General features: G+C 58.7%; 21 protein-coding genes and 1 pseudogene. 13 read left to right on the forward strand and 9 right to left on the reverse strand.

From position 1 onward, the window contains the following. Nucleotides 1–345: 345 nt before the first annotated feature. Together HMPREF7215_RS06510 and HMPREF7215_RS06515 are read right to left on the reverse strand one after the other, a co-directional pair. On the reverse strand, nt 346–1278 hold the full coding sequence (locus HMPREF7215_RS06510) for a CobW family GTP-binding protein (protein ID WP_009164944.1): 933 nt from the start codon (nt 1276–1278) through the stop codon (nt 346–348). 70 nt (nt 1279–1348) lie between these two features. Further along, nucleotides 1349–2410 carry an NAD(P)-dependent alcohol dehydrogenase gene (locus HMPREF7215_RS06515; protein ID WP_009164945.1) on the reverse strand — a complete coding sequence of 354 codons (1062 nt, stop codon included), beginning with the start codon at nt 2408–2410 and terminating at the stop codon, nt 1349–1351. Nucleotides 2411–2864: 454 nt separating this feature from the next. Between HMPREF7215_RS06515 and HMPREF7215_RS06520 the strand changes: the two genes are divergently transcribed. The 13 genes from HMPREF7215_RS06520 to HMPREF7215_RS06575 all read left to right on the forward strand — a co-directional run bounded on the left by HMPREF7215_RS06520 (nt 2865) and on the right by HMPREF7215_RS06575 (nt 15435). After that, nucleotides 2865–4250 carry a YfcC family protein gene (locus tag HMPREF7215_RS06520; protein WP_040550738.1) on the forward strand — a complete coding sequence of 462 codons (1386 nt, stop codon included), beginning with the start codon at nt 2865–2867 and terminating at the stop codon, nt 4248–4250. Nucleotides 4251–4338: 88 nt separating this feature from the next. Beyond that, nucleotides 4339–5511 carry a M20 metallopeptidase family protein gene (locus tag HMPREF7215_RS06525; RefSeq protein WP_009164947.1) on the forward strand — a complete coding sequence of 391 codons (1173 nt, stop codon included), beginning with the start codon at nt 4339–4341 and terminating at the stop codon, nt 5509–5511. A 214-nt stretch (nt 5512–5725) separates the two neighbouring features. Then, entirely contained in the window at nt 5726–7357 is a 1632-nt protein-coding gene (locus HMPREF7215_RS06530) for a phospho-sugar mutase (RefSeq protein ID WP_009164949.1), read from the forward strand. Nucleotides 7358–7377: 20 nt separating this feature from the next. Next, nucleotides 7378–7704: an adenylate/guanylate cyclase gene (locus HMPREF7215_RS06535; RefSeq protein ID WP_009164950.1), complete on the forward strand. Its 327-nt coding sequence runs from the start codon at nt 7378–7380 to the stop codon at nt 7702–7704. Between the two features lie 143 nt (nt 7705–7847). Beyond that, entirely contained in the window at nt 7848–8669 is an 822-nt protein-coding gene (locus HMPREF7215_RS06540; RefSeq protein WP_009164951.1) for a TIGR02757 family protein, read from the forward strand. Then, nucleotides 8666–9181: a TlpA disulfide reductase family protein gene (locus HMPREF7215_RS06545; protein WP_009164952.1), complete on the forward strand. Its 516-nt coding sequence runs from the start codon at nt 8666–8668 to the stop codon at nt 9179–9181. The genes HMPREF7215_RS06540 and HMPREF7215_RS06545 overlap by 4 nt, the downstream gene beginning before the upstream one ends. Next, complete coding sequence (locus HMPREF7215_RS13610; RefSeq protein WP_009164953.1) at nt 9181–9318, forward strand: CD1871A family CXXC motif-containing protein; 138 nt, start codon at nt 9181–9183, stop codon at nt 9316–9318. The genes HMPREF7215_RS06545 and HMPREF7215_RS13610 overlap by 1 nt, the downstream gene beginning before the upstream one ends. Then, nucleotides 9311–10207 (forward strand): 4Fe-4S binding protein, encoded by an 897-nt coding sequence (locus tag HMPREF7215_RS06550; RefSeq protein ID WP_009164954.1) that lies wholly within the window; start codon nt 9311–9313, stop codon nt 10205–10207. Before HMPREF7215_RS13610 ends, HMPREF7215_RS06550 begins: the two co-directional genes overlap by 8 nt. A gap of 185 nt (nt 10208–10392) precedes the next feature. Next, a complete protein-coding gene (locus tag HMPREF7215_RS06555) occupies nt 10393–10983 on the forward strand; it encodes a 3'-5' exonuclease (RefSeq protein ID WP_009164955.1) in 591 nt (196 codons plus the stop codon). Between the two features lie 488 nt (nt 10984–11471). Next, complete coding sequence (locus tag HMPREF7215_RS06560; RefSeq protein WP_009164956.1) at nt 11472–12440, forward strand: ISAs1 family transposase; 969 nt, start codon at nt 11472–11474, stop codon at nt 12438–12440. A gap of 99 nt (nt 12441–12539) precedes the next feature. Beyond that, nucleotides 12540–13397 (forward strand): sce7726 family protein, encoded by an 858-nt coding sequence (locus HMPREF7215_RS06565; RefSeq protein WP_040550741.1) that lies wholly within the window; start codon nt 12540–12542, stop codon nt 13395–13397. Between the two features lie 3 nt (nt 13398–13400). Further along, nucleotides 13401–14375: a sce7725 family protein gene (locus tag HMPREF7215_RS06570; protein WP_040550743.1), complete on the forward strand. Its 975-nt coding sequence runs from the start codon at nt 13401–13403 to the stop codon at nt 14373–14375. After that, nucleotides 14359–15435, forward strand: coding sequence for an RES family NAD+ phosphorylase (locus HMPREF7215_RS06575; protein ID WP_040550745.1), 1077 nt, complete (start codon nt 14359–14361; stop codon nt 15433–15435). Before HMPREF7215_RS06570 ends, HMPREF7215_RS06575 begins: the two co-directional genes overlap by 17 nt. 265 nt (nt 15436–15700) lie before the next feature. On the opposite strand, the gene HMPREF7215_RS06580 is transcribed toward HMPREF7215_RS06575, so the two are convergent. The 7 genes and pseudogenes from HMPREF7215_RS06580 to HMPREF7215_RS06610 all read right to left on the reverse strand — a co-directional run. Beyond that, entirely contained in the window at nt 15701–17065 is a 1365-nt protein-coding gene (locus HMPREF7215_RS06580; RefSeq protein WP_040550746.1) for a uracil-xanthine permease family protein, read from the reverse strand. 191 nt (nt 17066–17256) lie between these two features. After that, entirely contained in the window at nt 17257–17697 is a 441-nt protein-coding gene (locus tag HMPREF7215_RS06585; RefSeq protein ID WP_009164961.1) for an Hsp20/alpha crystallin family protein, read from the reverse strand. A 350-nt stretch (nt 17698–18047) separates the two neighbouring features. Continuing rightward, entirely contained in the window at nt 18048–19871 is a 1824-nt protein-coding gene (gene ftsH, locus HMPREF7215_RS06590) for an ATP-dependent zinc metalloprotease FtsH (protein WP_009164963.1), read from the reverse strand. A gap of 344 nt (nt 19872–20215) precedes the next feature. Further along, nucleotides 20216–20626 carry a GtrA family protein gene (locus HMPREF7215_RS06595; RefSeq protein ID WP_009164965.1) on the reverse strand — a complete coding sequence of 137 codons (411 nt, stop codon included), beginning with the start codon at nt 20624–20626 and terminating at the stop codon, nt 20216–20218. Continuing rightward, nucleotides 20619–21623 (reverse strand): glycosyltransferase family 2 protein, encoded by a 1005-nt coding sequence (locus tag HMPREF7215_RS06600; protein WP_009164966.1) that lies wholly within the window; start codon nt 21621–21623, stop codon nt 20619–20621. Before HMPREF7215_RS06600 ends, HMPREF7215_RS06595 begins: the two co-directional genes overlap by 8 nt. Nucleotides 21624–21654: 31 nt before the next feature. Beyond that, nucleotides 21655–23193 carry a glucosyltransferase domain-containing protein gene (locus tag HMPREF7215_RS06605; protein WP_009164967.1) on the reverse strand — a complete coding sequence of 513 codons (1539 nt, stop codon included), beginning with the start codon at nt 23191–23193 and terminating at the stop codon, nt 21655–21657. Nucleotides 23194–23333: 140 nt separating this feature from the next. Further along, nucleotides 23334–23628, reverse strand: a pseudogene (locus tag HMPREF7215_RS06610) (threonine synthase); the annotation flags it as partial.

The following is a 23628-nucleotide window of genomic DNA, read 5'->3' on the forward strand; positions in this document are numbered from 1 at the left end:
AGAGCTTCATCAACGACGAAGTGATCGTCGACCTCTACGGCGTCGCCAACATGGTGCTGCCCGCCGCCCTGACGGCGATCCTGGCGCCCGCCTGCGAGGGCGGCTGCGCCCGCTGCGGCTCGCGGCGCGAGGATGACGAAGAATTTTAGACGTGCCATCGCTGAATGAGCCGTCCTGAAAGCAAAATCCACCGCCACGACGCAAAGGAAGCACATCGCTGAGACAGTATGAAAACACGAGGACGGATGACCGGTTTTTATCCCGGTAATCCGTCCTCGTGTTTTTGCCGCGAAGCGGCTCTTCGGTCTTCTTCGCGCCGCGGCGGCAGATTGTGTCTGTCTTTCGTCACGTCTCAGCCGCACAGGATGTTCCGGCGTTCAGTCGGTCGAAAAGGGCCCGTCTTTTGACGGTGCGGCCGATGAAGACGCACTGCGTTTCCTGCGCGTAGCCTTCGGCGCCGGTCACGCAGTAGCGCGAATCGGCGGCGTCGAAACGCAGCCATTCGCCGCCGCACTGCAGAACGCCTTTGGCCCGGCTGATGTCGCCCAGTTCGCCGCGGACCACGTCTTCCAAAAGGACGATCAGTTCCGCCGGATTGCGCAGGCGTGCCTCGGCAAACGTGCATTCGTGGATTTTCGAGGCGCGGGCGGCGCTTTCGGCTGCCGTGTTCCACATGGAACATTCCGCGCCGCGCTTTTCCTCCAGCAGCCCGTTCCACCACGCGTCATCCTGCTGCGTGTAATGGCGGCATACGAGCTCGGCCCGCGGGTTGAGCGCGCGGATCTCGGCGGCGATCTTTTCGAGAACGTCGGCCGATTCGTTCTCGACTTTGGAAAAGACGATCCGCGAAGCATTTTCGATCTGATCGAGATAAATGTCGGGATGCTCGCGCCGATACCGGTAAAAGCTCTGCGGCGTCACGATCGTCACCGGGCGGAGCAGGCTGATCCGCTCGTACTCGTATTTTTTGGCCGTCGCCAGGATGCTGCTCAGCTTGCCGATCCCCGTCGGCTCGACGACAAGGCACTCGGGATCCAGCGAGGACGAGATCGTCAGCAGCGACGAGGCGAAGCCGTCCTTCATGGAACAGCAGATGCAGCCTTCGGCGAACTCGAGGATGTCGACGTCGGACGTCTGCGAGATCTCCTGGCTGTCCAGGTTCACCTCGCCGTATTCGTTCTCCATGACGACGACGTTCTTGCCCGTGCGTCGGATCAATTCCTTGATGAACGTCGTTTTTCCGGCTCCCAAAAAGCCGGAGATGACCAGTATTTTCACGTTTTCACCTCCGCACGGCAAAAAACAGGCCTGAATTTCGAGCTCAGGCCTGTTTTTTTGCGATGTCCCGTCAGTCGGAGATCTTGACGACCGGCTTGATCAGCTCCGCGGGCTTGTCCTTCATGAGCTGCAGCGCTTCGGGCAGATGTTCCCAGCCTTCGAAGACGTGGGTCGACAGCGGCGCGACGTCCAGCTTGCCGGAGGTGATCAGGCGGGCGAGCTTTTCCATGCGCAGACGGCCGCCGGGCATCAGGCCGCCGTTGATCTGCTTGTGGCCCATGCCTACGCCCCACTCGACGCGGGGAATGTTGATGTAGGTGCCGCTGCCCAGGTAGTTGACGTTGCCGATCTTGCCGCCGGGCTTGAGGGATTTGACGGCCGGCTCGAACGACTCCACAGAGCCGCCGGCGATGACGACGCGGTCCACGCCCTTGCCGCCGGTGAGCTCCAAGACCTGTTCCTCGATCGGTCCTTTCTTGTAGCTGATGAAGTCGGTAGCGCCGTACTTCTTGGCGGCGGCGACGCAGACCGGGCGCGTGCCGACGGCGATGATCCGCGAAGCGCCGCGCATGTTGGCGCCGGCCACGGCCATCAGGCCAACCGGGCCGATGCCGATGACCAGGACGATGTCGCCGAACTGCACGTCGGCCAATTCGACGCCGTGGAATCCCGTCGGGACCATGTCGGAAAGCATGCAGGCGTCGACGGTGTTGATGCCCTCGGGGATCAGGGCCAGATTGCCGTCGGCGTCGTTGACGTGGAAGTACTCGGAAAAAACGCCGTCTTTGAAGTTGGAGAATTTCCAGCCGGCGAGCATGCCGCCGGAATGCATGGGATAGCCGCCCTGGGCCTCAAGGGAGTTCCAGTCGGGCGTGATCGCGGGCACGAGCACGCGGTCACCGGGCTTGAAATCCTTGACCAGCGAGCCGACTTCCACGACCTCGGCGCAGCCTTCGTGGCCGAGAATCATGTTGTGCCGTTCGCCGATGGCCCCTTCCCAAACCGTATGGACGTCCGAAGTGCAGATCGCCAACGCAAGCGGTTTGCAGATCGCGTCCATCGGACCGCAAACCGGACAGTCCTTCTCGATCCAGCCGACTTCGCCGATTTTGAGCATCGCGTAGCCTTTCATAACAACACCCCTCTTTTTTCTTTGGAATAGCGGGCGCCGCCCTTACAGCACACCGCTTGAAATATATTCGCCATGGGATGGGGAAATATATTTTGTGCCTATATTAGAGAAAGTCGGTCAGATCTGCCATGGGCATTTTCGCGAAAATGTCCGACATTACAGACAAAACGCCAGTGCCAACGACGCGGTGGCTCCGCGGAAAACGCGCATAAAAGCTTTTTTCGAACGGTCGAAAAAAAATCCGACGAGCCGCGCTTCTTCTCAGGCTGTTTCTCGCCGAGCGCACATCTGGAAATGGTGCGTTCCCGACGGTGACATCGGCGGAAGATCGCCCTCGCCGTTTTTTCAGAAAATTAAACTTATTTATTCTTCTTGTACTTGCCCAACTCAGGCGGTTATGGTAATTTACCGAAACAAACCCTTTGGTCTTATATCATTTTCAGGAGGGATCGCAATGGCAGTCCAGAACAAAGCGCTCAAGCTTCCTCACACGTTCGCGCTCATGTTTGTCCTCACGGCCGTGATGGCGACGCTGACGTGGATCATCCCCGCCGGCGTGTACGACGTCGATCCGCAGACCAAGCGAGTCATCGCCGATTCCTATCATCAGGTGGCAAGCAATCCCCAGGGGCTGTGGGACATCTTCAACGCCGTCACCAAGGGCATGATCCAGTCGGCCGTGATGATGTCGATGGTGTTCTTCATCGGCGGCGCCGTCGAAGTGATCGAACAGACCGGCACGATCCGCGCCGGCATGGGACGCATCGTCGGCATGCTGAAGGGCAAGGAGATCTGGGCCGTGGTCGTCATCATGATCGCCATGTCGATCGGCGGCGCCGTGGGGGTTTTCGCCAATCCCGTCATCGCCCTGATCCCCGTCGGCGTGCTGCTGGCCAAGAGCCTCGGCTACGACGCCGTGGTCGGCTTCGCCATGATGTATCTGGCTTCCTATGCCGGCTTCAACGTGGGCTGGGCCAACATGTTCACGGTCGGCATCGCCAACGAGATCGCCGGCCTGCCCATCACCTCGGGCTTCGGCATCCGCGTGGTGCTGCACGTTCTCAACATCGCGCTGACGATCGCCTTCGTGCTGATCTACATCAGGCGCATCAAAAAAGATCCCGCGAAGAGCCTCGTCTACGATCCGAACGCGCCGGCGCAAGCGGAAGACGCGGGCGTTCTCGCGGCCAACGCGAAGATGACCTGGCGGCAGTCGGTCTGCGCGCTGATCGTGGTGCTCAGTTTCGGCTTCATCATTTACGGCTCGCTGAACTGGAAATGGGGCATCTCCCACTACTCCACCGTTTTCCTGATCATGGGGCTGACTTCCGGATTCATCGGCGGGCTGGGATTGAATCAGACGTTCAAGGCCTTTACCAAGGGTATGTCCAGTCTGACGTACGCCGCTTTCGTGATCGTTTTCGCCCGCGCCATCTCGGTGGTCATGACGGACGGCAAGATCATCCACACCATCGTCTACTACCTGTCCATGCCCATCGGCAAAGTCAGCGCCGTCGCGGGGGCCAACCTGATGTTCCTGGCCAACGTGATCATCAACTTCTTCATTCCCTCCGGCTCCGGCCAGGCGGTCACAGTCATGCCGATCATGGTGCCCGTGGCCGATCTGAGCAACATCAGCCGCCAGGTGGCCGTGCAGGCGTTCCAGTTCGGCGACGGATTCACGAACTGCTTCATCCCCACCTCGGGCGTGCTCATGGGCGTCCTCGGCCTGGCGGGGATCGCCTACGGCAAGTACGTGCGCTGGTTCCTGCCCATGCTGCTTGTCCAGCTCCTCATGGGCAGCATTACGGTCACGCTGATGCAGATCTTCGGCTGGTAAATGCGAGCGAATGAAAGCGGAAAAACGTCCCGGCAAAGTTGTTTTTCCGCTTTTCCATTGCATGGAACATGACAGGGAGGCATAAACGATGGATCTTTTGAAACTGGCTTCGTCGGTCGTCGGCGACGTGACGGCGTGGCGCCATCATCTTCACGCCCATCCGGAGCTGAGCGGTCAGGAAGTGGAAACGTCGGCGTTCGTGGAAAGGATGCTGCGCGAGATGGGCGCGGACGAGGTGCGCCGCGCCGGCAAAACGGGGGTCGTAGCGCTGGTCAGGGGCGTTCGGCCCGGCCCGGTCTTCGGCCTGCGCGCCGACATGGACGCGCTGCCCGTACCGGAGCTGACCGACGTGGAGTTCAAATCGCAACACGAAAACGTGATGCACGCCTGCGGTCACGACGTTCACACGGCGGTGCTGCTGGGCGCGGCCAAGGTGCTGTGCGGCGTGCGCGACCGGATCCGCGGCGCGGTGAAATTTTTCTTCCAGCCCGCCGAAGAGACCGGCCGGGGCGCCAAGGAGATGATCGCCGCGGGCGAGCTGGACGAAAAGGATCCGCCCGCCTGCGTGGCGGCGCTGCACGTTTTTCCCGGCATTCCCGCCGGAACGCTGGGCGTGCGCCGCGGCGCGTTCAACGCCTCGTCCGACAGTTTCTCGCTGGACGTCATCGGCCGGCAGGGACACGGCGCCTATCCGGAGCTGTGCATCGACCCGATCGCCGTCGGCGCCCAGGTGATCACGGCCCTGCAGCAGCTAGTCAGCCGCGAGGTGGCGCCGCAGGACTCGGCGGTGGTCACGATCGGCACGATCCACGGCGGCGTCAGGAGCAACATCATCGCCCCCGACGTGAAGATGACGGGCACGATCCGCACGGTCCGCTCCCGGGTGCGGGAACACCTGTTCGAAGCCATCCCGCGCGTCGCCAGATTGACGGCCGAAGCGCTGCGCGCCTGCGCCGGGGTGGAGATCCGCGAAGGCACGCCGGCGCTGGTCAACGACGACGGCATGTTCGACCGGCTCGTCTCCGTGGCCGAGCGCGTCGTCGGCAAAGACCGCATCGTCGCCTTCGAGAACTGCTCCATGGGCGGCGAGGATTTCGCCTTTTTCACCGAACGAGTTCCCGGCGTCATGTTCCGTCTCGGCGTCGGCTTCAGGGACAAGGATAACGCGCCGCTCCATTCGTCCTGTTTCAAAGTCGACGAAAGCGCCTTCGCCTACGGCGTCGCCGCGCTGGCCGGACTGGCGTTGGACGTGTGCCGCTGAATCAGAATAAATTTCCAGCCCGCGCAAATTTATTCGCGCGGGCTGTTTTGTATCGCCCCGTTTCCGATTTGTGGTTTTCCGCAACTTGCGGGGCCGACGCCGTTCAATTAAAATCAGGTTGGAAACGTGAATCTCTTTTTGCGCGGCGAAGGCACATGTTCCATGTGAACCATATGCCGCCGTTGCAAAATCTTAAACCGACGGAGGACTGCCCATGACTTATCGCGAACGATACGAACAATGGCTTGGCGCTTCGTGGCTCGACGAGGCGTCGCGGCGCGAGCTGGCGGCGCTGAGCGACGAGAAGGAGATCGAAGACCGCTTCTATCGCGACCTCGAATTCGGAACCGCCGGCATGCGCGGCGTCATGGGCGCGGGCACGAACCGCTTCAACCGCTGCACCGTCGGCAAGGCCACGCTGGGGCTGGCGCGCTATCTCAAGGCGGAAATCGCGGACTGGCGGCGCGGCGTCGTTGTCGCCTACGATTCGCGCCACCGCTCGCCGGAATTCGCGCTGGAAACGGCGCGCGTGCTTTCCGCCTGCGGCGTGCCGGTGAAGATTTTCCGGCAGCTCGAGCCGGTGCCCGCGCTGTCGTTCGCCGTCAAGCACCACAAAGCCGCCGCCGGCGTGGTCATCACCGCCAGTCACAACCCGAAAGAATACAACGGCTACAAAGTTTACGACGAGCACGGCTGCCAGCTCTGCCCCGCCCCCGCCGCCAAACTGACGGAATACGTGGAGGCCGCCGACCTCTCGCAGATCCCCTCCGGCGACGAGAAGCTGATCGCCTGGATCGGGCAGGAGACCGTCGAGGCTTTTCTCGACGCCGTGCAGTGCCAGTCGGTGCCGCAGCGGAACGCGGGCACGCTGAAAGTGGTCTACACGCCGCTGCACGGTTCGGGCAACCTGCCGGTGCGCGCCATCCTGAAACGCTGCGGCTTCACCGACGTGCGGGTCGTCGCCGAGCAGGAACGGCCCGACGGCGATTTTCCCACCGTCGCGGCGCCCAATCCCGAGGAGCGCAGCACGCTTTCGCTGGGCATCGAGCTGGCCCGCCGTATCGGCGCGGACGTCGTCATCGGCACCGATCCCGACTGCGACCGCATTGGCTGCGCCGTCGCCGCGGGCGGCGAGTTCCGGCTGCTTTCGGGCAACCAGATCGGCGCGCTGCTGGCCGACTTCGTGCTCTCGCACCGCGCCCTCACGCCCAAGTCGACGATGATCACCACGATCGTCACCGGCGAGCTGGGAGCCCGCGTGGCGCAGAGCCGCGGCGTGACCGTGCTGCGCACGCTGACGGGCTTCAAGTACATCGGCGAGAAGATCACCGAGTTCGCGCGCAGCGGCGAGCGCGAGTTCCTGTTCGGCTACGAGGAAAGCTACGGCTACCTGGCCGGCACGCACGCCCAGGACAAAGACGCCGTCGTCGCGGCCATGCTGATCTGCGAGATGGCGGCCGCGGCCAAGTCGCAGGGGCGCACGCTGATCGACGAGCTGAACGGCCTGTACGCGCGCTTCGGCTACTACCTCGACGCTCAGGACTCGCACACGCTCAAGGGCAAGGACGGCGCCGGGCGCATCGCCGCGATGATGGCACGACTGCGCGGCGGCGCGCGCTTCGAAGACATCGCGGAAACGCTTGACTACGCGCAGGGGCTCGACGGACTGCCGCGCGAGAACGTGATGAAGTTCCTCTGCGCCGACGGCTCGTGGTTCGCCGTGCGCCCTTCCGGCACCGAGCCGAAGATCAAAATCTACTATTCCGTCAAAGACACGGACGAGGCGAGCGCGCGCGCCAAGCTCGACGCCCGCCGCGCCGAGATCGACAGGGTTCTCGGACTGTAAAGGGAAAGGAGGTTCCGTTCATGCGCAAAGCGATTTTGCTCTGTCTCGCAGCTCTCGCGCTCGCGGCCCCCGCCGCTCATGGACGCGGCTCCGTCGCCCAGCTCTGCACGAACTGCGCCTTCGGCGACCGCCGCAATTACTGCATCAAGTGCGGCGCCTACACGTTCGGCAAAGGCGTCCCGGCGCGGCTATGCGAAAACTGCGGCTTCGGCGAGCGCTGGAAGTACTGCGTCAAATGCGGCGCCTACACGTTCGGCAAAGGCGTTCCCGCCGTGCTGTGCCAAAACTGCGCCTTCGGCGACCGCAAAAAGTATTGTCTCAAATGCGGCCGCTACCTGTTCGACTGACGGCGGATTTTTCCCTCCGTAACTTTGTCACGGAACGTGAGACTCGCTTCCTCTATACTGGGGACAGCGCGCGGATTTTCGGCGCGTTTTCCGGCCGGCGGAATTATGATATAATGACTCGGAAATCATGAGGAGATGACGTCATGACGCCGCGGCACAAGAGACTGGCGCTGTATCTCGAGGAATTGTACGAACGCTGCAACCGGCGCGAGCTTGTCTCGCCCGACCCGCTGCAGTTCCTTTACCGCTACGAAGCGCCCGAAGACCGCGAGATCGCGGCGCTCGTCGCCTCGTCGCTGGCCTACGGACGCGTGGCGACGATCCTCAAAAGCGTCGGGGCCGTGCTCGAGGCGCTCGGCCCGTCGCCGCGGGCGGCCGTGGAACGGTACGGCGAAGAACACTGGCGCGACGTTTTCGCGTCGTTCCGGCACCGCTTCACCGACGGAGCCGACGTCGCGGCGCTGTTGGGCGGCGCAAGGCGCGTCGTCTCCCGCTGGGGCAGTCTCGGCGGCCGTCTCCTCTCGGCCCGGAGGGAATGCGGTTCGCTTACGGGCGCGCTCGATTCCCTCGTCGCCGAACTGGAAAACGGGCGCCCCAGCAGCCTGCTCAGCCGTCCGCAGCGCGGCAGCGCCTGCAAGCGGCATTTTCTGATGCTGCGCTGGCTCGTCCGCCGCGACGAAGTGGACCCGGGCGGCTGGAGCGGCCTCGACCCCGCCGAGCTGATCGTGCCGCTGGACACGCACATGTACGCGGTGTGCCGCTCGCTGCGCTTCACGCGGCGCAAAGCGGCCGACCTGAAGACGGCGTTGGAGGCGACGCGCGCTTTTGCGCGCCTGTCGCCGTGCGACCCGACGCGCTACGATTTTGTCCTGACGCGGTTCGGCATCCGCGCCGACATGGAACAGGAAGCGCTGCTGGCGGAATGCCGGGCGCGCTCCACAACGGAAAGGATTGAAACGGAATGATGAAAAAGTTTTTGCTTGTCGTAACGATTCTGGCGACGATGGCCTCGTCCGCTTTCGCGGCGAAAAAGATCGGAGCGTTCAAGGCCGCGGCTCTGGACGGGAAGCCTCACGACGAGGCGATCTTCCAGCAGGCGTCGCTGACGATGTTCAACGTCTGGGGCACGTTCTGCCCGCCCTGCCTGCACGAGATGCCCGACCTCGGCCGGCTGGCGAAGGAAATGGCCCCCGAAGGCGTGCAGATCATCGGCCTGCTCTACGACTGGTTCGACATGACCGGCAGCCGCAGCGAGACGCAGATCCAAAAGGCGCAGAACCTGGTCGAGCGCACCGGCGCCGATTACCTCCATCTGCTGCTCGACGATGGTCTGGCGCAATATCTCGGCGACTTCAGCGCCATCCCGCAGACGTTTTTCGTGAACGGGCGCGGCGAGATCGTCGGCGAGGTGACGGGCGCGCGGAGCGCCGCGCAGTGGCGGGAGATCATCCGCGAAATGCTGGCGAAGCCCAAATAATGAAAAGATACGGTGCGGGCTGGGCGTGCCTGCTCGCCGGAGCCGTCCTGATCGCCGCCGGACTGTGGCGCGGCGAGAACTTCGCCGTGTTCCAGAAAGCCGTCAAGATCTGTCTGGAGTGCGTGGGCATTGGCTAGCGGCCGGGAAAAGAGCGGGCGGCTGCGGCAGGCCGTCCAGCTGTTGTGGACGGCGGTCACCAACGGTTATCTGGCGGGCTTTCTGAGAGGCAAGATCTACACAGGGCCGCTGAAAAACATCTGCGTCCCCGGGCTGAACTGCTATTCCTGCCCGGGCGCGCTGGGAGCCTGCCCGATCGGCTCCTTCCAGGCCATGCTGACGGGGTTCGAGCCGCGGCTGCCGCTGTACGTCGCGGGGTTTCTGTTCGCGTTCGGGGCGCTTTTGGGACGCTTCGTATGCGGCTGGCTCTGCCCGTTCGGGCTGGTGCAGGATCTGCTGTACAAGATCCCGCTCGGGCGCAAGCGGCTCGACCTGCCCGGCGACCGCGCCCTGAGGCGGCTGAAATACGTCGTGCTGGCGCTGTTCGTCGTCATCCTGCCGCTTTTCGCGCGCGACGATCTGACCGGCGTCAGCTATCCGTGGTTCTGCAAGTACATTTGCCCCTCAGGCACGCTGATGGGCGGCTGGACGCTGCTGAGCCTGAACGAAAAACTGCGCGGCGCGGCCGGCTGGCTGTTCACGTGGAAAAGCGCGCTGCTGGTTGCGATCATCGTCCTGTCGATGAAGTCGTTTCGCCCTTTCTGCAAATATCTGTGCCCCTTGGGCGCTTTTTACGGCTTCTTCAACCGCATCGCCCTGTTCCGCTACGGTTTCGACGAGAAAAAGTGCGTCGCCTGCGGGCGCTGCGCCGCGGTCTGTCCGATGACGCTGAAGCTGCCGCACGGCACCAACGGCGCGGAATGCATCCGCTGCGGCCGCTGCGTTCACGCCTGCCCCGTCGAAGCGCTGACGCCGGCGCTCAAACAAAGCGCCGCTGCGCGGCGCAAGCCGTCGCCGGAACGTTCCTGAAAGCCGGCGGTACAGATTTTCAAAAAAGCGAAGGTCCCGGATGGAAAATCCATTCCCCGGGACCTTCGCTTTTTCGAACTCTGTCGCGGGCTCTTGACAGAGCGCGCGCTTTTGCACTAGACTTTTTCTCGTCGGACGGTTCTTTTCGGGCCGTCCGCTTCTACCGAACAGAAAGGAGGCGTGCCATGCCTCTCTCCATCGCCGGGACGGGCTTTACCGCCCTCGACATCGAAACCACCGGATTGAGTCCCGCCTTTTGCGGCATCGTCGAGATCGCCGCGCTGAAAATCTTTCCCGACGGTTCGCAGCGGTCTTTCCAAATGCTGGTCGATCCCGGGCGTCCCATCCCGCGCGATGTCTCCGCCATCCACGGCATCGACGACGCCATGGTCCGCGGCCAGCCCAGCGCCGCCGACGCCGTCGCCGCGCTCGTAAGCTTCGTGGGACCGTCGCCGCTGGTGCTGCACAACGCGCCGTTCGACATGAGCTTTCTCAACCCCGTCGTGCGGCGGCAGCGCCTCCAATGGGACAGCCCCGCCGTCTTCGACACGCTCAGGCTGAGCCGGCAAGCCTTTCCCGGGCTGAACAGCTACAGCCTGGAAAGCCTGAGCCGCTTCTTCGACTTCGACGCCGGCGGGCACCACCGCGCGCTGGCCGACTGCCGCTATTGCGTCCAGCTCTTCGCGCGCATCCTGCGCAAGATCCGCGGGCTCGATATGGATTTCGCCGCGTTCGCGCGCGAATACGCCTCATCGGCCCGCCTGCTCGCAAGGTAAAAAGGCTTTATAATAAATGTTAGTGGGAGGCAAGCGATTATCGTTTGCCTTCCACTAACATTTATTATAAAGCCACAAAGGTCGGAGCAAATAGCACGTATAATATGTGTGAAAATGCTTCGACACCTAAAATTTACGGCATGACAAAGGAAGAGGATTGCCCCGAGGAGCATATCCCTCTAGCTGATTCCAGGGACTTGAAACTGCAAAAAAACGCCCCTATCCCTGCACAAACCTTTATGGCTTGTGCCTAAAAGCCTTTGAAAAACAGGACATTTCATATTGTGTTATTATGTCTCTTTTCTTCTTCACGAAACTATTCCCCGTCCGACACCACGGGCATCCCCCATACCAGGACAATCGCTAAGCCCGTGAGGAAAGAACGTCCCCCAGAAGAGCACGTCTCTCTTAATCTCAAGCAACCTTCCCTGCGGTAGAATACAAAGAAACACCGAAAACGCCCCAAAACACCGACAGGAGGCACGAGAATGAACCAGACATTTCTGGAACTGCTGGCAGAAATCGAAGACTTCCGCACAGGCAACGCGATCCACTATCGGCTCCAGAATATCCTTCTGGTCAGCGTGCTGGCCGTGATCTGCAACATGGATACCTCCACGGAAATGGCCATGTTTGTCGATCATCAGAAGAAATATCTGGCGCCGTTCTGCGACTTCCGCCACGGCACCCCTTCTCACGATACGTTTGGCAAGGTGTTGAGCCGCCTCGATCCCCGCGTGTTGTCCGAACGCTTCAGCGCCTGGATGAGCGAGCTGTACGTCCACCTGGGCAAGCTGGTGGAGAGCAAGGGCATGACCGTCGCCATCGACGGCAAGACCATATGCCGCAGCGGCAGTGCCGAACAGAACGCCAGTCATGTGCTCACCGCCTTTGCCAGTCGAATGCAGTTAGTCCTCGGACAGATCAAAACCGACGAAAAGAGCAACGAGATCACAGCCATCCCCGAACTGCTGGAACTCTTTCAGGTCAAAGACACCGTCGTCACCATCGACGCCATGGGAACGCAGAAGAACATCGCCGCCAAGATCATCGAAAAGGGAGGCGATTACGTCCTCGCCGTCAAAGGCAATCAAAAGAAACTGCGCGACGACATCATCTGGCACCTGCACAGCGAACTGCAGGACAGAAGCACAAGAGAACTCAAAGCCAAAGGACAGTATGCCAGCACCCTGGAGAAGGATCATGGGCGCATCGAGAGAAGAGAATGTTACCTCTCCAACGACCTGAGCTGGTTCGAAGGACTTGAAGACTGGCGAGCGAGAGCGAAGAACGCGGCCGAAGTGATGAATATTCTGCGGAAACTCGCCTTACAGATGCTGAAGACCTGCAGCACGTGCAAATGCGGGATGAGGAGCAAACGAAAGCTCTGCGGGCTTGGCATCCCTACGGCTCTGCAGGTCTTGGGGCTGGTGCCTACGGGCTTGCTTGTTTCGTAAACGATTGTCCTGGGCCCCGATATAACCAGAAAACCAAGAGCTTGACTGATATGATACAATAAAATGTAGTTGTAACTAAATCGAAGGGAGGGGCATGATTTGACAGAAAATAATCTAATCTTAAATCGGTTCTTTACCCAAAATTTTCTCTTTAGCATGGTTAATTCTAATTTTAACGATACCACTTATGGAGCCGTAATTCAACGTTTTGTAAGTGCCCCGGGGAACAGAGACAACGGAGCCTTGATAAGTGAAATATATAAGTTTATGTCAAAAGCCTACCGCAATGAATATTTCTATCAAAACACGTTACTCAACAAACTTTTGCTTGGGAAGCACAGCGTAAATACTACAACAGCATTGACACAAGTTCCAATTTGCAAATCGAAAGCTGATTTTATTTTAATTAACGGCAAAGCAGTTGTATATGAGATAAAGACAGATCTTGACTCCTTTGATCGTCTTGGCACTCAGTTGCGAGATTATTTTAAGGCTTTTAATCATGTATGTGTTGTTACGTCAGAAAGCCAATATGAACGTGCAGTGAATATTCTCCAAGGTACACAGGTAGGTATTTATGTGCTTACTCCCCAGAACACAATCAGCACAAAATTGCGGAAAGAACCAGAAGAAAATAACTCACAACTTGATCATACAGCCATTTTCAAGATACTGCACAAACGCGAGTATGAAAACATCTTGTTACAATATTTTGGCAAACTCCCCGTTGCTTCGCAGGTGTTCTATTATGGCGAATGCCTAAAGCAGTTCTCGCAGATTCCAATTGTACGCGCCTATGGGATGGCTCTTAAGCAGCTTAAGAAGCGCAACAGAATTAGAGTTAATGAATTTAAGAAGATACCATACGAGTTAAAATCCCTAATATACTTTGCCAGTCCATCGATATCTGACTGGCAAGCCATCAATGGCTTTTTAAATCAAAAATATGGAGGATAATCTATGTATTTCCCGTATGTTCGAGGCCGGCAATACGAGTTGCTTGCGCTACGCGAGCTAGCGACAAATAATCTCTTGGGTGATTCCGTTACTCCCATTGTTGAACCTGTAAAACTCTCCCCTACCCTTGTAAATGTGATGGCGGAGTTTATTAAGATCGGACATCCCATTTCGATTATACGAAATCCCGCAGTGGGTACTTTTATGTCTGATTGGCAAGATGTTCAAGAACAATCAAAAGAAGCTGCGTATAAGCAACGTTTTTCAGAGCAATATAAGGATTCAACTATAATTAAGTCACTTATAATGCAGGAAAATGCAAAAGTTTTGCTTGAGCTTTGGGATGAACAAAACGTTAATAAATCGGATTTGCTTGTTATCAATACTGATCGAGATTATTTAGAACTATACGAGAGCACATTCGAAACAGAGGTCCCCCGCTATGTGTTGATGCCGGATGAGAGTGTATTCAGGCGTAAAGTACGTCATCATAAAGTTTTACTTGATGACAAGTTCGAAAGGCAAGGTAGAAACGCAGATTATCAAGAAAGCGAAGATGAATTCTTTTCTGACGACCATTTATTCTATAAAGAAGATGGTTTTATCGGTTTTTCTGACTATTCAGTAGTTGGCAATGAGTACCTTGAAGCTGGATTTGCGCCCTATGCGGTAGCTATTCATATAGTGTATTTTACATCTGACAAGACTTTACGTGTTAGGCATTTTGTCTCGGATTCCAACGAGGATATCACAAACCCTGCTTTGAAGTTCTACGAAGCAGTATCAAAGCTGGCTGCGTGGTACAATGCTGGTCCGCACCCTGTTGAGATGACCTCAGGTCTCCGAACTTTTTTACAGCATCACGAGCAGCAGTCTTATCCAGGACTCGGGACAGTAAAAAAACTCTCGCTGATGCACCACCTGGAGTTGATGGGTAAATTCTTAGCGAGGGGTAATGCGTATGTTCTGCTGCAGTAATTGTTTTGCTGACACAGAAATCAAAGCAATTATAGATGGGAACAAAACAACTGGCGATTGCGATTTCTGCGGGAGTCATAATATCCATGTATATGAAATTGGGAAAGATTCCATTATAGCAGAGCTCTTTGATGGATTGTTAGATATTTATACCCCAGTATCAGATTTATCTGCCGATTTTCCACGTGAGAAGACAGATCTTATAAAGAACATTCTTTGCAATAACTGCCGAATTTTTAATTTAAAACCTGATGGAGCATATCGGCTTATCACCACAATTTGCGCCAACAGATATAAAGATCAGCCAGAATTATTTGATAGTCCTGTTGCTATTAAGCAGTGTCAGAATCTTGATTATTTAGAGGAAAACTCAATTCTAAAGAATAATTGCTGGGGTGACTTCGTCGAGGGAATTAAGCGCAAGAACCGTTTTCACGGCGACTATATCAATACGGACAAGCTGTTTATATTTCTGAGATGCGCTGTAAAATTCCATCATAAAGGCGAAGTAATGTATCGCTCACGAATATGCCCTGACGAAAAAGGATTTATGAAAACAGAAATGGGGGCCCCTCCAGATAACAAGGCAAAAGGCGGACGTGTAAATCCAATGGGTATCAGTATCCTTTATCTTTCTGACTCAACAGAAACGACCTTGTACGAAATCCGGGCAGGTGTATATGACTTTGTCACAGTTGGTCGTTTCAAACTTCAAAAGGACATTGAGGTCATCAACCTCGCAGGTATTGACCATATTAGTCCGTTTATTGGCATTGATTATGGATTTGACTTTATACAGTATGCCATGAACATTGAGCATCTTAAAATGATTTCACAAGAAATTGCAAAACCCCTGCGAAATGATAACGCTCTCGATTATTTGCCGACACAGTATATTAGTGATTATATACGCAGCAGAGGATATGATGGAATCGAATACATAAGCACGATGTGTAAAAATGGCGCTAATTTAGCAGTTTTCAACCCTTCTCTTTTCAAATGCACTGGCACAAGTGTGTACGACGTAAAATCAATTTCTTATTCCTATACAAAACTATAGTTTTTTCTTATAATAGCGACCATCAAAACAATGGTCGCTATTTTTGTTCAAAGAAAACCCCCGGCATAGCCGGAGGTTTTCTTTGAACAAAAACGCGGCGCGAAAAAGCTTTTGCCGTTTTGCGCCGCGTTTTACGTCGTGCCGGTACCGTTTTTCATTTTGCCTTTTAACAGCGCCCCCGCGCGAATAACGCATGGATTCGCCGCATGTTTTTTACCGCACGGTTTCGGCGCAGCATGTTCAACAAGGCCTTGTCAAATCGCGATCAGTCCCTGAAGCCGCGCTCCTCGCGCGTGCCGGGGATGAGATTGTCCAGCAGACAGGCCGAAACGCCCGCCACCGCCATCGACGTCTTGCCGATCGCCCAGAGGATCTGTCCGGGAATGCCCCAGCCGAAGAACAGTTCCTTCTGCGCCTCCACCCAGCCAGGCAGCCCCAGCGCCATCAGGAAAGAGAAGCCGACGATCATCACGTTGCGCTGCTTCTGCATGTCGGCGCGGGTCAGCGCCTGGATGCCGAGCGCGCCGATCGTGCCGAACAGGGCGATGTAGCAGCCGCCGATGATCGGCCCTGGCAGCGTGGCCACCAGCGCGCCGAACTTGCCGACCATGCTCATGCCGATCAGCAGGATCGCGCCGACGCGTACCACCCAGCGCGAAGCCACGCCCGTCAGGCCGATCAGGCCGATGTTCTCGGTATAGCTCGTGCAGGCCACCGCACCCGTCAGGCCGCCGAAGATGCAGCCCAGCCCCTCGGCGCGGATGCCCCGGCTGATCTGCTGCTCCGTCGGATCGGGCAGCCCGGCCGCGTTGCAGACGTTGAAGTAGTCGCCGATGCTTTCGAGAATGACCGAGAAGAACCCCGCCAGGATCGCGCCGAACGCCACCGTGCTGAACTTCGGCATGCCCCAGGGCATGAAGCCGGTGAACTGGAACCACTTGGCCGCGTTCACGTTGTCAAGACTGATATAAACGGGATGCCCCGGCTGGAACATGCCGGCCCGGCTCAGCGCGAAGCAGACGCCCCAGACGATCACCACGCTCAGAAGGACCGAAAAGATGTTGACGTAACGCCCCTTCACGCCCAGACCGAACAGGAAAATCAGCGCCACCACCGCCAGCGACGCCGGCCAGTACCCGGCGGCGTTGCCGCTGATCGCCGTGCCCGCCAGCGAAAAACCGATGGCCATGATCGTCGTGCCCACCGTGATCGGGCCGACGAAGCGGCGGATCCGGCCGATCAGCCCGAACTGCCCCAGCAGCACCAGGCACACGCCGCCGGAGATCAGCGCCCCGCCGATGTACTGCAGGATCACGCTCGTGCCCTGCGCCGAATAAACGCCGACGATCGTCATGATCGGCGGGATGAAGCTGAAGCTCGAACCCTGCACGATCGGCAGCCCGGAACCGAACGGGCTGGTCTGGATCAGCGTGCACACCCCCATGGCGAAATACACGCAGGAAATGAAAAATCCGATCTGCGCCGGCGTCATCCCCATCGCCGGGCCGAAGATCAGCGGCACCAGCGTCGTCGCTCCGAACAGCGTGAGCACATGCTGCGCCCCCGCCAGCAGCAAAATCGGCAGAGACGGGACGTCGTCCACTCCATACACCAGTTCTTTTCGAGCCATCACACAAACACCTCCGGGTGAATTTTGATCCTGCCGGAATTATAGCACAGAAAATGTGAAACCGGTTGCATGGCATTCATGAACAATCGCCCGCACGACGTTCATCGAAAATGCCGCTTCGAAAGCGCCTTTTTCCAAAAAATACAGCAGGCCGCCGGGAGCGAATCCCGGCGGCCTGCGTGCGCAAGCACCTATTCGATTTCGATCAGCTTGCTCTGTTCGAGTTCCTTTTCCGTCTTCTTCGGGAAGGTCAGGCGCAGGATGCCGTCTTCCAGCTTGGCGCTGATGTCTTCCTTCTTGATGTTGTCGCCCACGTAGAAGCTGCGCGAGCAGCTGCCCTCGTAACGCTCCTGGCGGATAAAGGCGCCTTTGGCGTCCTTCTCCTCCTTGGAGTGCTGTTTGGCGGCGCTGATCGTCAGATAGCCGTTCTGCAGCTGGACGTTGACGTTTTCCTTCCTGAAGCCGGGCAGATCGACATCCACTTCGTAGTTGTTTTCCGTCTCGCGCACGTCGGTCTTCATCATGTTCCGTTCCCGGCGCCCGTACAGCGGCCCCCTGCGGAAGAAGGGATCGTTGAACACGTTGTCCAGTTCGTCAAACAGATTGTCGTTCCAAATGCTCGGTACCATCATTTTTATTTCCTCCTTGAGATCGGGCGGACCCGTGCGGGGCCGCCTTCTATATTAACGATGCCAGAACGTCCGGAGGGCGTTCGCTTCTTCCCTCCTCCTTCGTTCTGAGTGTATTATAGCACTCTTATTAGCACTGTCAAGCGTTGAGTGCTAATTCATTTAAAATTAATCAGATCGATTGATACAGCTTCTTTTGATAACCTTAAAACAGGTCATTGAAAATCAAAGTCACGATTGATTCAAAAAAAATTCGGCGATTTTTCCGGACGAAACGCGCCGCACGGCGCGCGCAAAAAAATTCCCGAAAGGCGCACAGCCTTCCGGGAATTTTTTCGCGGCGTTTTCTTCAGTCAGGACTGCGCGGGCACAGCGTGAAGGATCTCCATGAACTCTTCGCCGGTGATGGTCTCGCGTTCGTAAAGGACCTTGGCCAGCTCGTCAAGCGTGCGGCGGCTGTCGGCGAGGATTTTGCGGGCCTTTTCGTGCTGCTCTTTGACGAGCGCCACGACCTTCTTGTCGATCAGCGACTGCGTCTCCGGCGCGCAGGCCAGCGAGGCGTCGCCGCCCAGATACTGGTTGGTCACCGTTTCCAGCGCCACCATGCCGAAATCGTCGCTCATGCCGTAGCGCGTGATCATGGCGCGGGCCAGCCTGGTAGCCTGCTCGATGTCGTTGGACGCGCCCGTGGTCACGGAGCCGAAGACGACTTCCTCCGCGGCGCGGCCGCCGGTGAGCGTGGCGATCTTGTTTTCCAGCTCTTCCTTGCTCATCAGGTAATGGTTGCCCTCCTCCACCTGCATGGTATAGCCGAGGGCGCCCGACGTGCGCGGGATGATCGTGATCTTCTGCACCGGCGCGGAATGGCTCTGCATGGCGGCGACCAAGGCGTGGCCGATCTCGTGGTAGGCGACGATCGTTTTTTCCTTGTCGGTGAGGATGGCGTTCTTCTTCTGATAACCGGCGACGACCACTTCGATGCTCTCTTCGAGGTCCGCCTGCGTGGCCTCCCTGCGGCCGTCGCGCACGGCGCGCAGCGCCGCCTCGTTGACGATGTTGGCCAGCTCGGCGCCGGAAGCGCCGGAAGCCATGCGCGCCACCTTGTTGAAATCGACGCCGGACTCGAGCTTGATCTTTTTGGCGTGCACCTTGAGGATGTCCTCGCGGCCTTTCAGGTCGGGCAACTCCACGGGCACGCGCCGGTCGAAGCGGCCGGGGCGCGTCAGGGCCGGGTCGAGCGACTCGGGGCGGTTCGTGGCGGCGAGGATGATCACGCCCGTGTTGTCCTCGAAGCCGTCCATCTCCGTGAGCAGCTGGTTAAGCGTCTGTTCGCGCTCGTCGTTGCCCATCACGTTGCCGCTGCGCTTCGTGCCGATGGCGTCGATCTCGTCAATGAAGACGATGCAGGGCGCTTTTTCCTTGGCCTGCTTGAACAGATCGCGCACTTTCGAGGCCCCCATGCCCACGAACATCTCCACGAACTCGGAGCCGGACATGGAGAAGAACGGCACGTTCGACTCGCCCGCCACTGCCTTGGCCAGCATGGTCTTGCCGGTGCCGGGCGGCCCGACGAGCAGAATGCCCTTGGGCATCTTCGCGCCAATGTCGCGGTAGCGCCCGGGATTGTGCAGATACTCGACGATCTCCGTCAGGTTCTCCTTGGCCTCGTCCTCTCCGGCCACGTCGGAGAACTTGATGCCCTCGGTCGATTTGACGTAGATACGGGCCTTGCTCTTCCCCATGCCGAACATCATCGAGTCGCCGCCCATGCGGTTCATGAGCTTTTTCTGCATGTACTGCCCCAGCCCCCAGAAGAGCAGCAGCGGCACGACCCACGACAGCAGCATGCTGACGATCGGCGACGCCTGCTCGACGATCTCGCTGGAGAACTTTGCGCCCGACTGATAGAGGCGCTCCGTGCGCCCGGGGTCTTCCATCGGCCCGGTACGGTATACCTTTTTGCCTTCGGCGTCGGTGAAGAGGATCTGATTCTCCTCGATGTTGACCTTGCCGATCTTTTTCTCTTCGGTCATCCTGATGAACGTGCCGTAATCCACCTCGTCGATCTGCGCGCGCATGATCCACGGCTTGGCCAGCAGGTTGAAGAGCATCAGCACGAGCATGGCGATCACGTAATAATAAATCAGCGGCTTTCTGGGATTTTTGATTTCGTCCACGGTAGCTTCCCCCTTTGCGGAATTCGGTTTCGTGTTCCCTATTATACTCTAAAAAATCACCGCGTTTGTGACAAAATCACCGATTTTTATCAGCCGACGCTCCCTGCAAAAGCGGTCCCCGGCCGCTGTTTGCCGCCGGGGACCGCTCGCGTCGTTTCATACTCGTTTTCGTTAAAAGGCCAAAGTTTCTCCGGCCCTTTTCAGAGCGCCAACGGCGCGTCGAGAATCGCATGGAATCGCGTGACGCATGTTTTTTGCGGCACGGCCGCACAAAGCGCGGCATTTTCAATGAGCCCTTTTCATTGAAAATTTAGTATCAGCAAAGAATCAGCATCGGCTTTCCGTCACGCCCGCTCGCGGAAGATCCACAGCTTGCTGAAAACGTAATTGAGCGCCGTGACGAACACGTTGTCGCCGATTTTCACCCACATGTCCGGCCAGCCCAGCTTTTCGGCGAACAGCCACATCATGGCCACGTCGAGCAGGCCGGAAAAGAGGCGCGCCGCCACGAAGGCCGCCAGCTCGTGCCCCAGCGCCGCCAGTCCGCGCGTACGGCTGCGGAAGACCCAGAGCTTGTTGGTCACGAACGCGAACAGCACCGCCAGCGCCCAGGCCCAGGCCGTCGCCGCCGTCACGCCCATACCCAGCCAGCGCGTCAGCGCGTAGTAGCTGACGTAGTTGACTATCGTAGTCAGGACGCCGAAAAACAGGTAGCTGCCGACTTCACGGCATCGTTCCCGTTCCGTCTCAGTCATGCCGCGCCTCTCCGCGCTCCGGACGCGGCTCGTCCGACGCTTCGCCGGGCAGGTTGCTCTCGGCGACGACGTAAAGCGGGCGTCCTTTGGTCTCCATGAAGACGCGGCCGAGATACTCGCCGATGACGCCCAGCCCCAGCAGCTGCACGCCGCCGAAGAAGAGAATGCCGCAGAACAGCGAGGGATAGCCGGGCACGGGATTGCCCCACACCGCCGTGCGGATCAGGAACCAGCAAAACGAAAGCAGCGCCACGGCGGCGCAGAGCGCCCCGAGAATCGTGGCCAGACGCAGCGGCGCCGTCGTGAACGAGGTGATGCCGTCCAGCGCTAGGTTGAGCAGGCGGAAGAAACCGAACTTGCTTGCACCGTGCAGGCGCGGTTCCTGATCGACGGGCACGGCTTTTTTCCTGAAGCCGATCCAGCTGTACAGACTCTTCATGTTGCGCTGGTGCTCGGGCATGCGACGCAGCACCGCCAGCGCCCGGGCGCTGAGCAGACGAAAATCGCCGGCGTCCATCTGGATGGGAATGCGCGTCGAGCGCGCCAGCACGTGGTAATACAGCTTGGCCGTCAGTTTTTTGAAGGCCGACTCGCCGCCGCGCGTGCGGCGCTGGGCGTACACGTCGTCGTAGCCTTCAAACCAGCCTTCGATCAGTTTCGGGATCAGCTCCGGCGGATGCTGCAGGTCGGCGTCCATGAAGATGGCGCCGTCGCCGCGCGCGTGGTCGATGGCGGCCGACAGCGCGATCTCCTTGCCGAAGTTGCGCGAAAAGCTCAGGTAGCGCACGCGGGCGTCCTGCGCCGTCAGGGCGCGCACAACTTCAAGCGAGGAATCGGTGCTGCCGTCGTCCACGAAAAGCAGCTCGAAGTCGCAGTCCCCCACGCCGCCGACGACGCGGCAGAGGCGCTCGTACAACGTCCTCAGGTTCTCCTGCTCGTTGTAAAACGGCACCGCCACGGAAAACAGCGGCCGTCTTCCCCGTCTCTTCTCGGTCATGCTATCGCTCCTTTCGCACCGCGTGCCGTCTTTAAAATTTGACGACGACCGCCTCGTTCACGACCCTGATCGAGCCTTCGAGAGGGTAGCGCGGCATGGCCATCACCTCGGGCAGTTTTTCGAAGGATTTCACGTTCTCGATGACGATCGGCGAATAATCGCACCACATGCGCATGAAGTTCTTCCACGCGTAGTTGTTGATCAGCGGCGACTTCTCGTTGAACAAGTAGGGAATCAGGCGGATGCGTTCGAATTCCGGGATCACGGGCGCGTTGAAATCCTGTTTGTCGTCGTCGTTCAGAAAAGCCACGGGCAGGTACGGCGAATAGCCGGGCACGCTTTCGATGCGCGTCGCCAGCCGCGTGAAGTAGCCGATTGCCTGGTTCTGCAGAAAGTTGGCCTTGAAATAGCAGATATTGGAGAAGTGACAGTACAGCACCGTCACGCAGAACATCAGCAGCACGCCGCCGCGGTAGATCCAGCGCGGGTAATGGAGGCGGTCCAGCGCGGCGTTTTCCAGCAGGCAGATGAACCCCACGAAGACGAAGACTTTGGAATAAACCATGAGCGAGTGGATCATCTTCACGTCCACCATGACGTGAATGAAGTTGACCGCCAGCGGCAGCAGCGCCAGCGTCAGCAGGAACTCGAGGCCGCGGCGCGGCTTGTGACGGAACAGCTGAGCGGCACGATCCAGCCCGAGCAGGACGCCGAACCACAGCACGGCCTGATAGAGCCAGCGCAGCGACGCCGTGGGATACATGTCGCGCATCTTCATCGGCGGCGGCAGAAAGAACTCGCGGTAAGCCCGCGCCGCGCGGTCGAGATACTCGCTCCAGCCGCCGAAGCCGAACGTGTTGATGCTCTCGTAATCGGAAAGCTGCGCGCCCGCCACCCTCAGGCTCAGCCAGTTCGCCGCCAGGTACAGCGTCATGAACAGCGCGCAAGCCAGCGCCAGGGAAAGTCCCCGCCAGAAGAAATCGAAACGCCGCGCCGAAGCGTCATAATGCAGGCTCATCATCATGTGCAGCAGCATGACGCTGAGCACGATGGGAATGCAGGACTGATACACGCCCACCGCGCAGGCCGCCAGCACGCACCCCGCCGGCAACCGGTACCAGTGCCGCCGGTCGCCGTCGCAGATCAGCCAGGCGCCGGCCACGGCCAGGTCGAGGCCGATCATGTAATAGGGCACCGTGTACATGTACCCCATCATCGCCGTCACGACCGGAAAGGCCACCATCACTCCCGCCAGCAGCACGCAGCTGTAAACGCGCTGCAGCCGGAAGATCTTCGCCGTCATGCAGGCCGCCAGCCCGACCAGAATCAGCGTCAACAGGCCGTTGAAAAGCGGCAGGCTGTAGAGCGTGCCGCCGAAAACGAACTCGGTGACGCGCTTCAGCACTTCGAGCATCCACCGTCCCGACGTCACCGTGGCGCCGAGACCGAAGCCCAGCTTGGCGTCGTCGTGGAACGAAAATTTATTGAGCAGCATCATGCCGTGCGCAAAAAGCCCCCAGAGCAGTGCGCTGAGGAGGATCAAGCGACAGGGATTCTTCGACTGTTCCATGAAAAAAGTCCTCGCTTTTTTTGAAATATTCTTTTCGAACGGATTAGGATATTATACTCCCTGACACGTCGGGAGACAAAACTCCGCCTGTCCGCAAAAATCAAAGGCGCCTTTCCGGGACGAGCCCCGTTTCGGGCGGATCATTTCAGATACGCCGGCAAAGAGGCAAGATCGCAGTCGCGCCACTCGAGGCGGTGCGCCGCAAAAGCCGCCGCGTACTTCAGTCCGCCGCCCGTCATCACCAGCACGGCGCTCTCGCCCTCCGCCACAATGCCGGCCGTTCGGGCCCGGCGCAGGACCGCCAGCGGCACGCAGGACGCCGGCTGGCCGAACAGACCGCAGCGGGCCAGATCGGCCTGGGCGCGGACGATCTCGCCTTCGCTGGCCGTCCCCGCCGTTCCGCCGAGGCGGCGCAGCTCCGCCAGCACGCGGTTG

It is taken from the genome of Pyramidobacter piscolens W5455 (genome assembly GCF_000177335.1).
In the GTDB taxonomy this organism is placed as follows: domain Bacteria; phylum Synergistota; class Synergistia; order Synergistales; family Dethiosulfovibrionaceae; genus Pyramidobacter; species Pyramidobacter piscolens.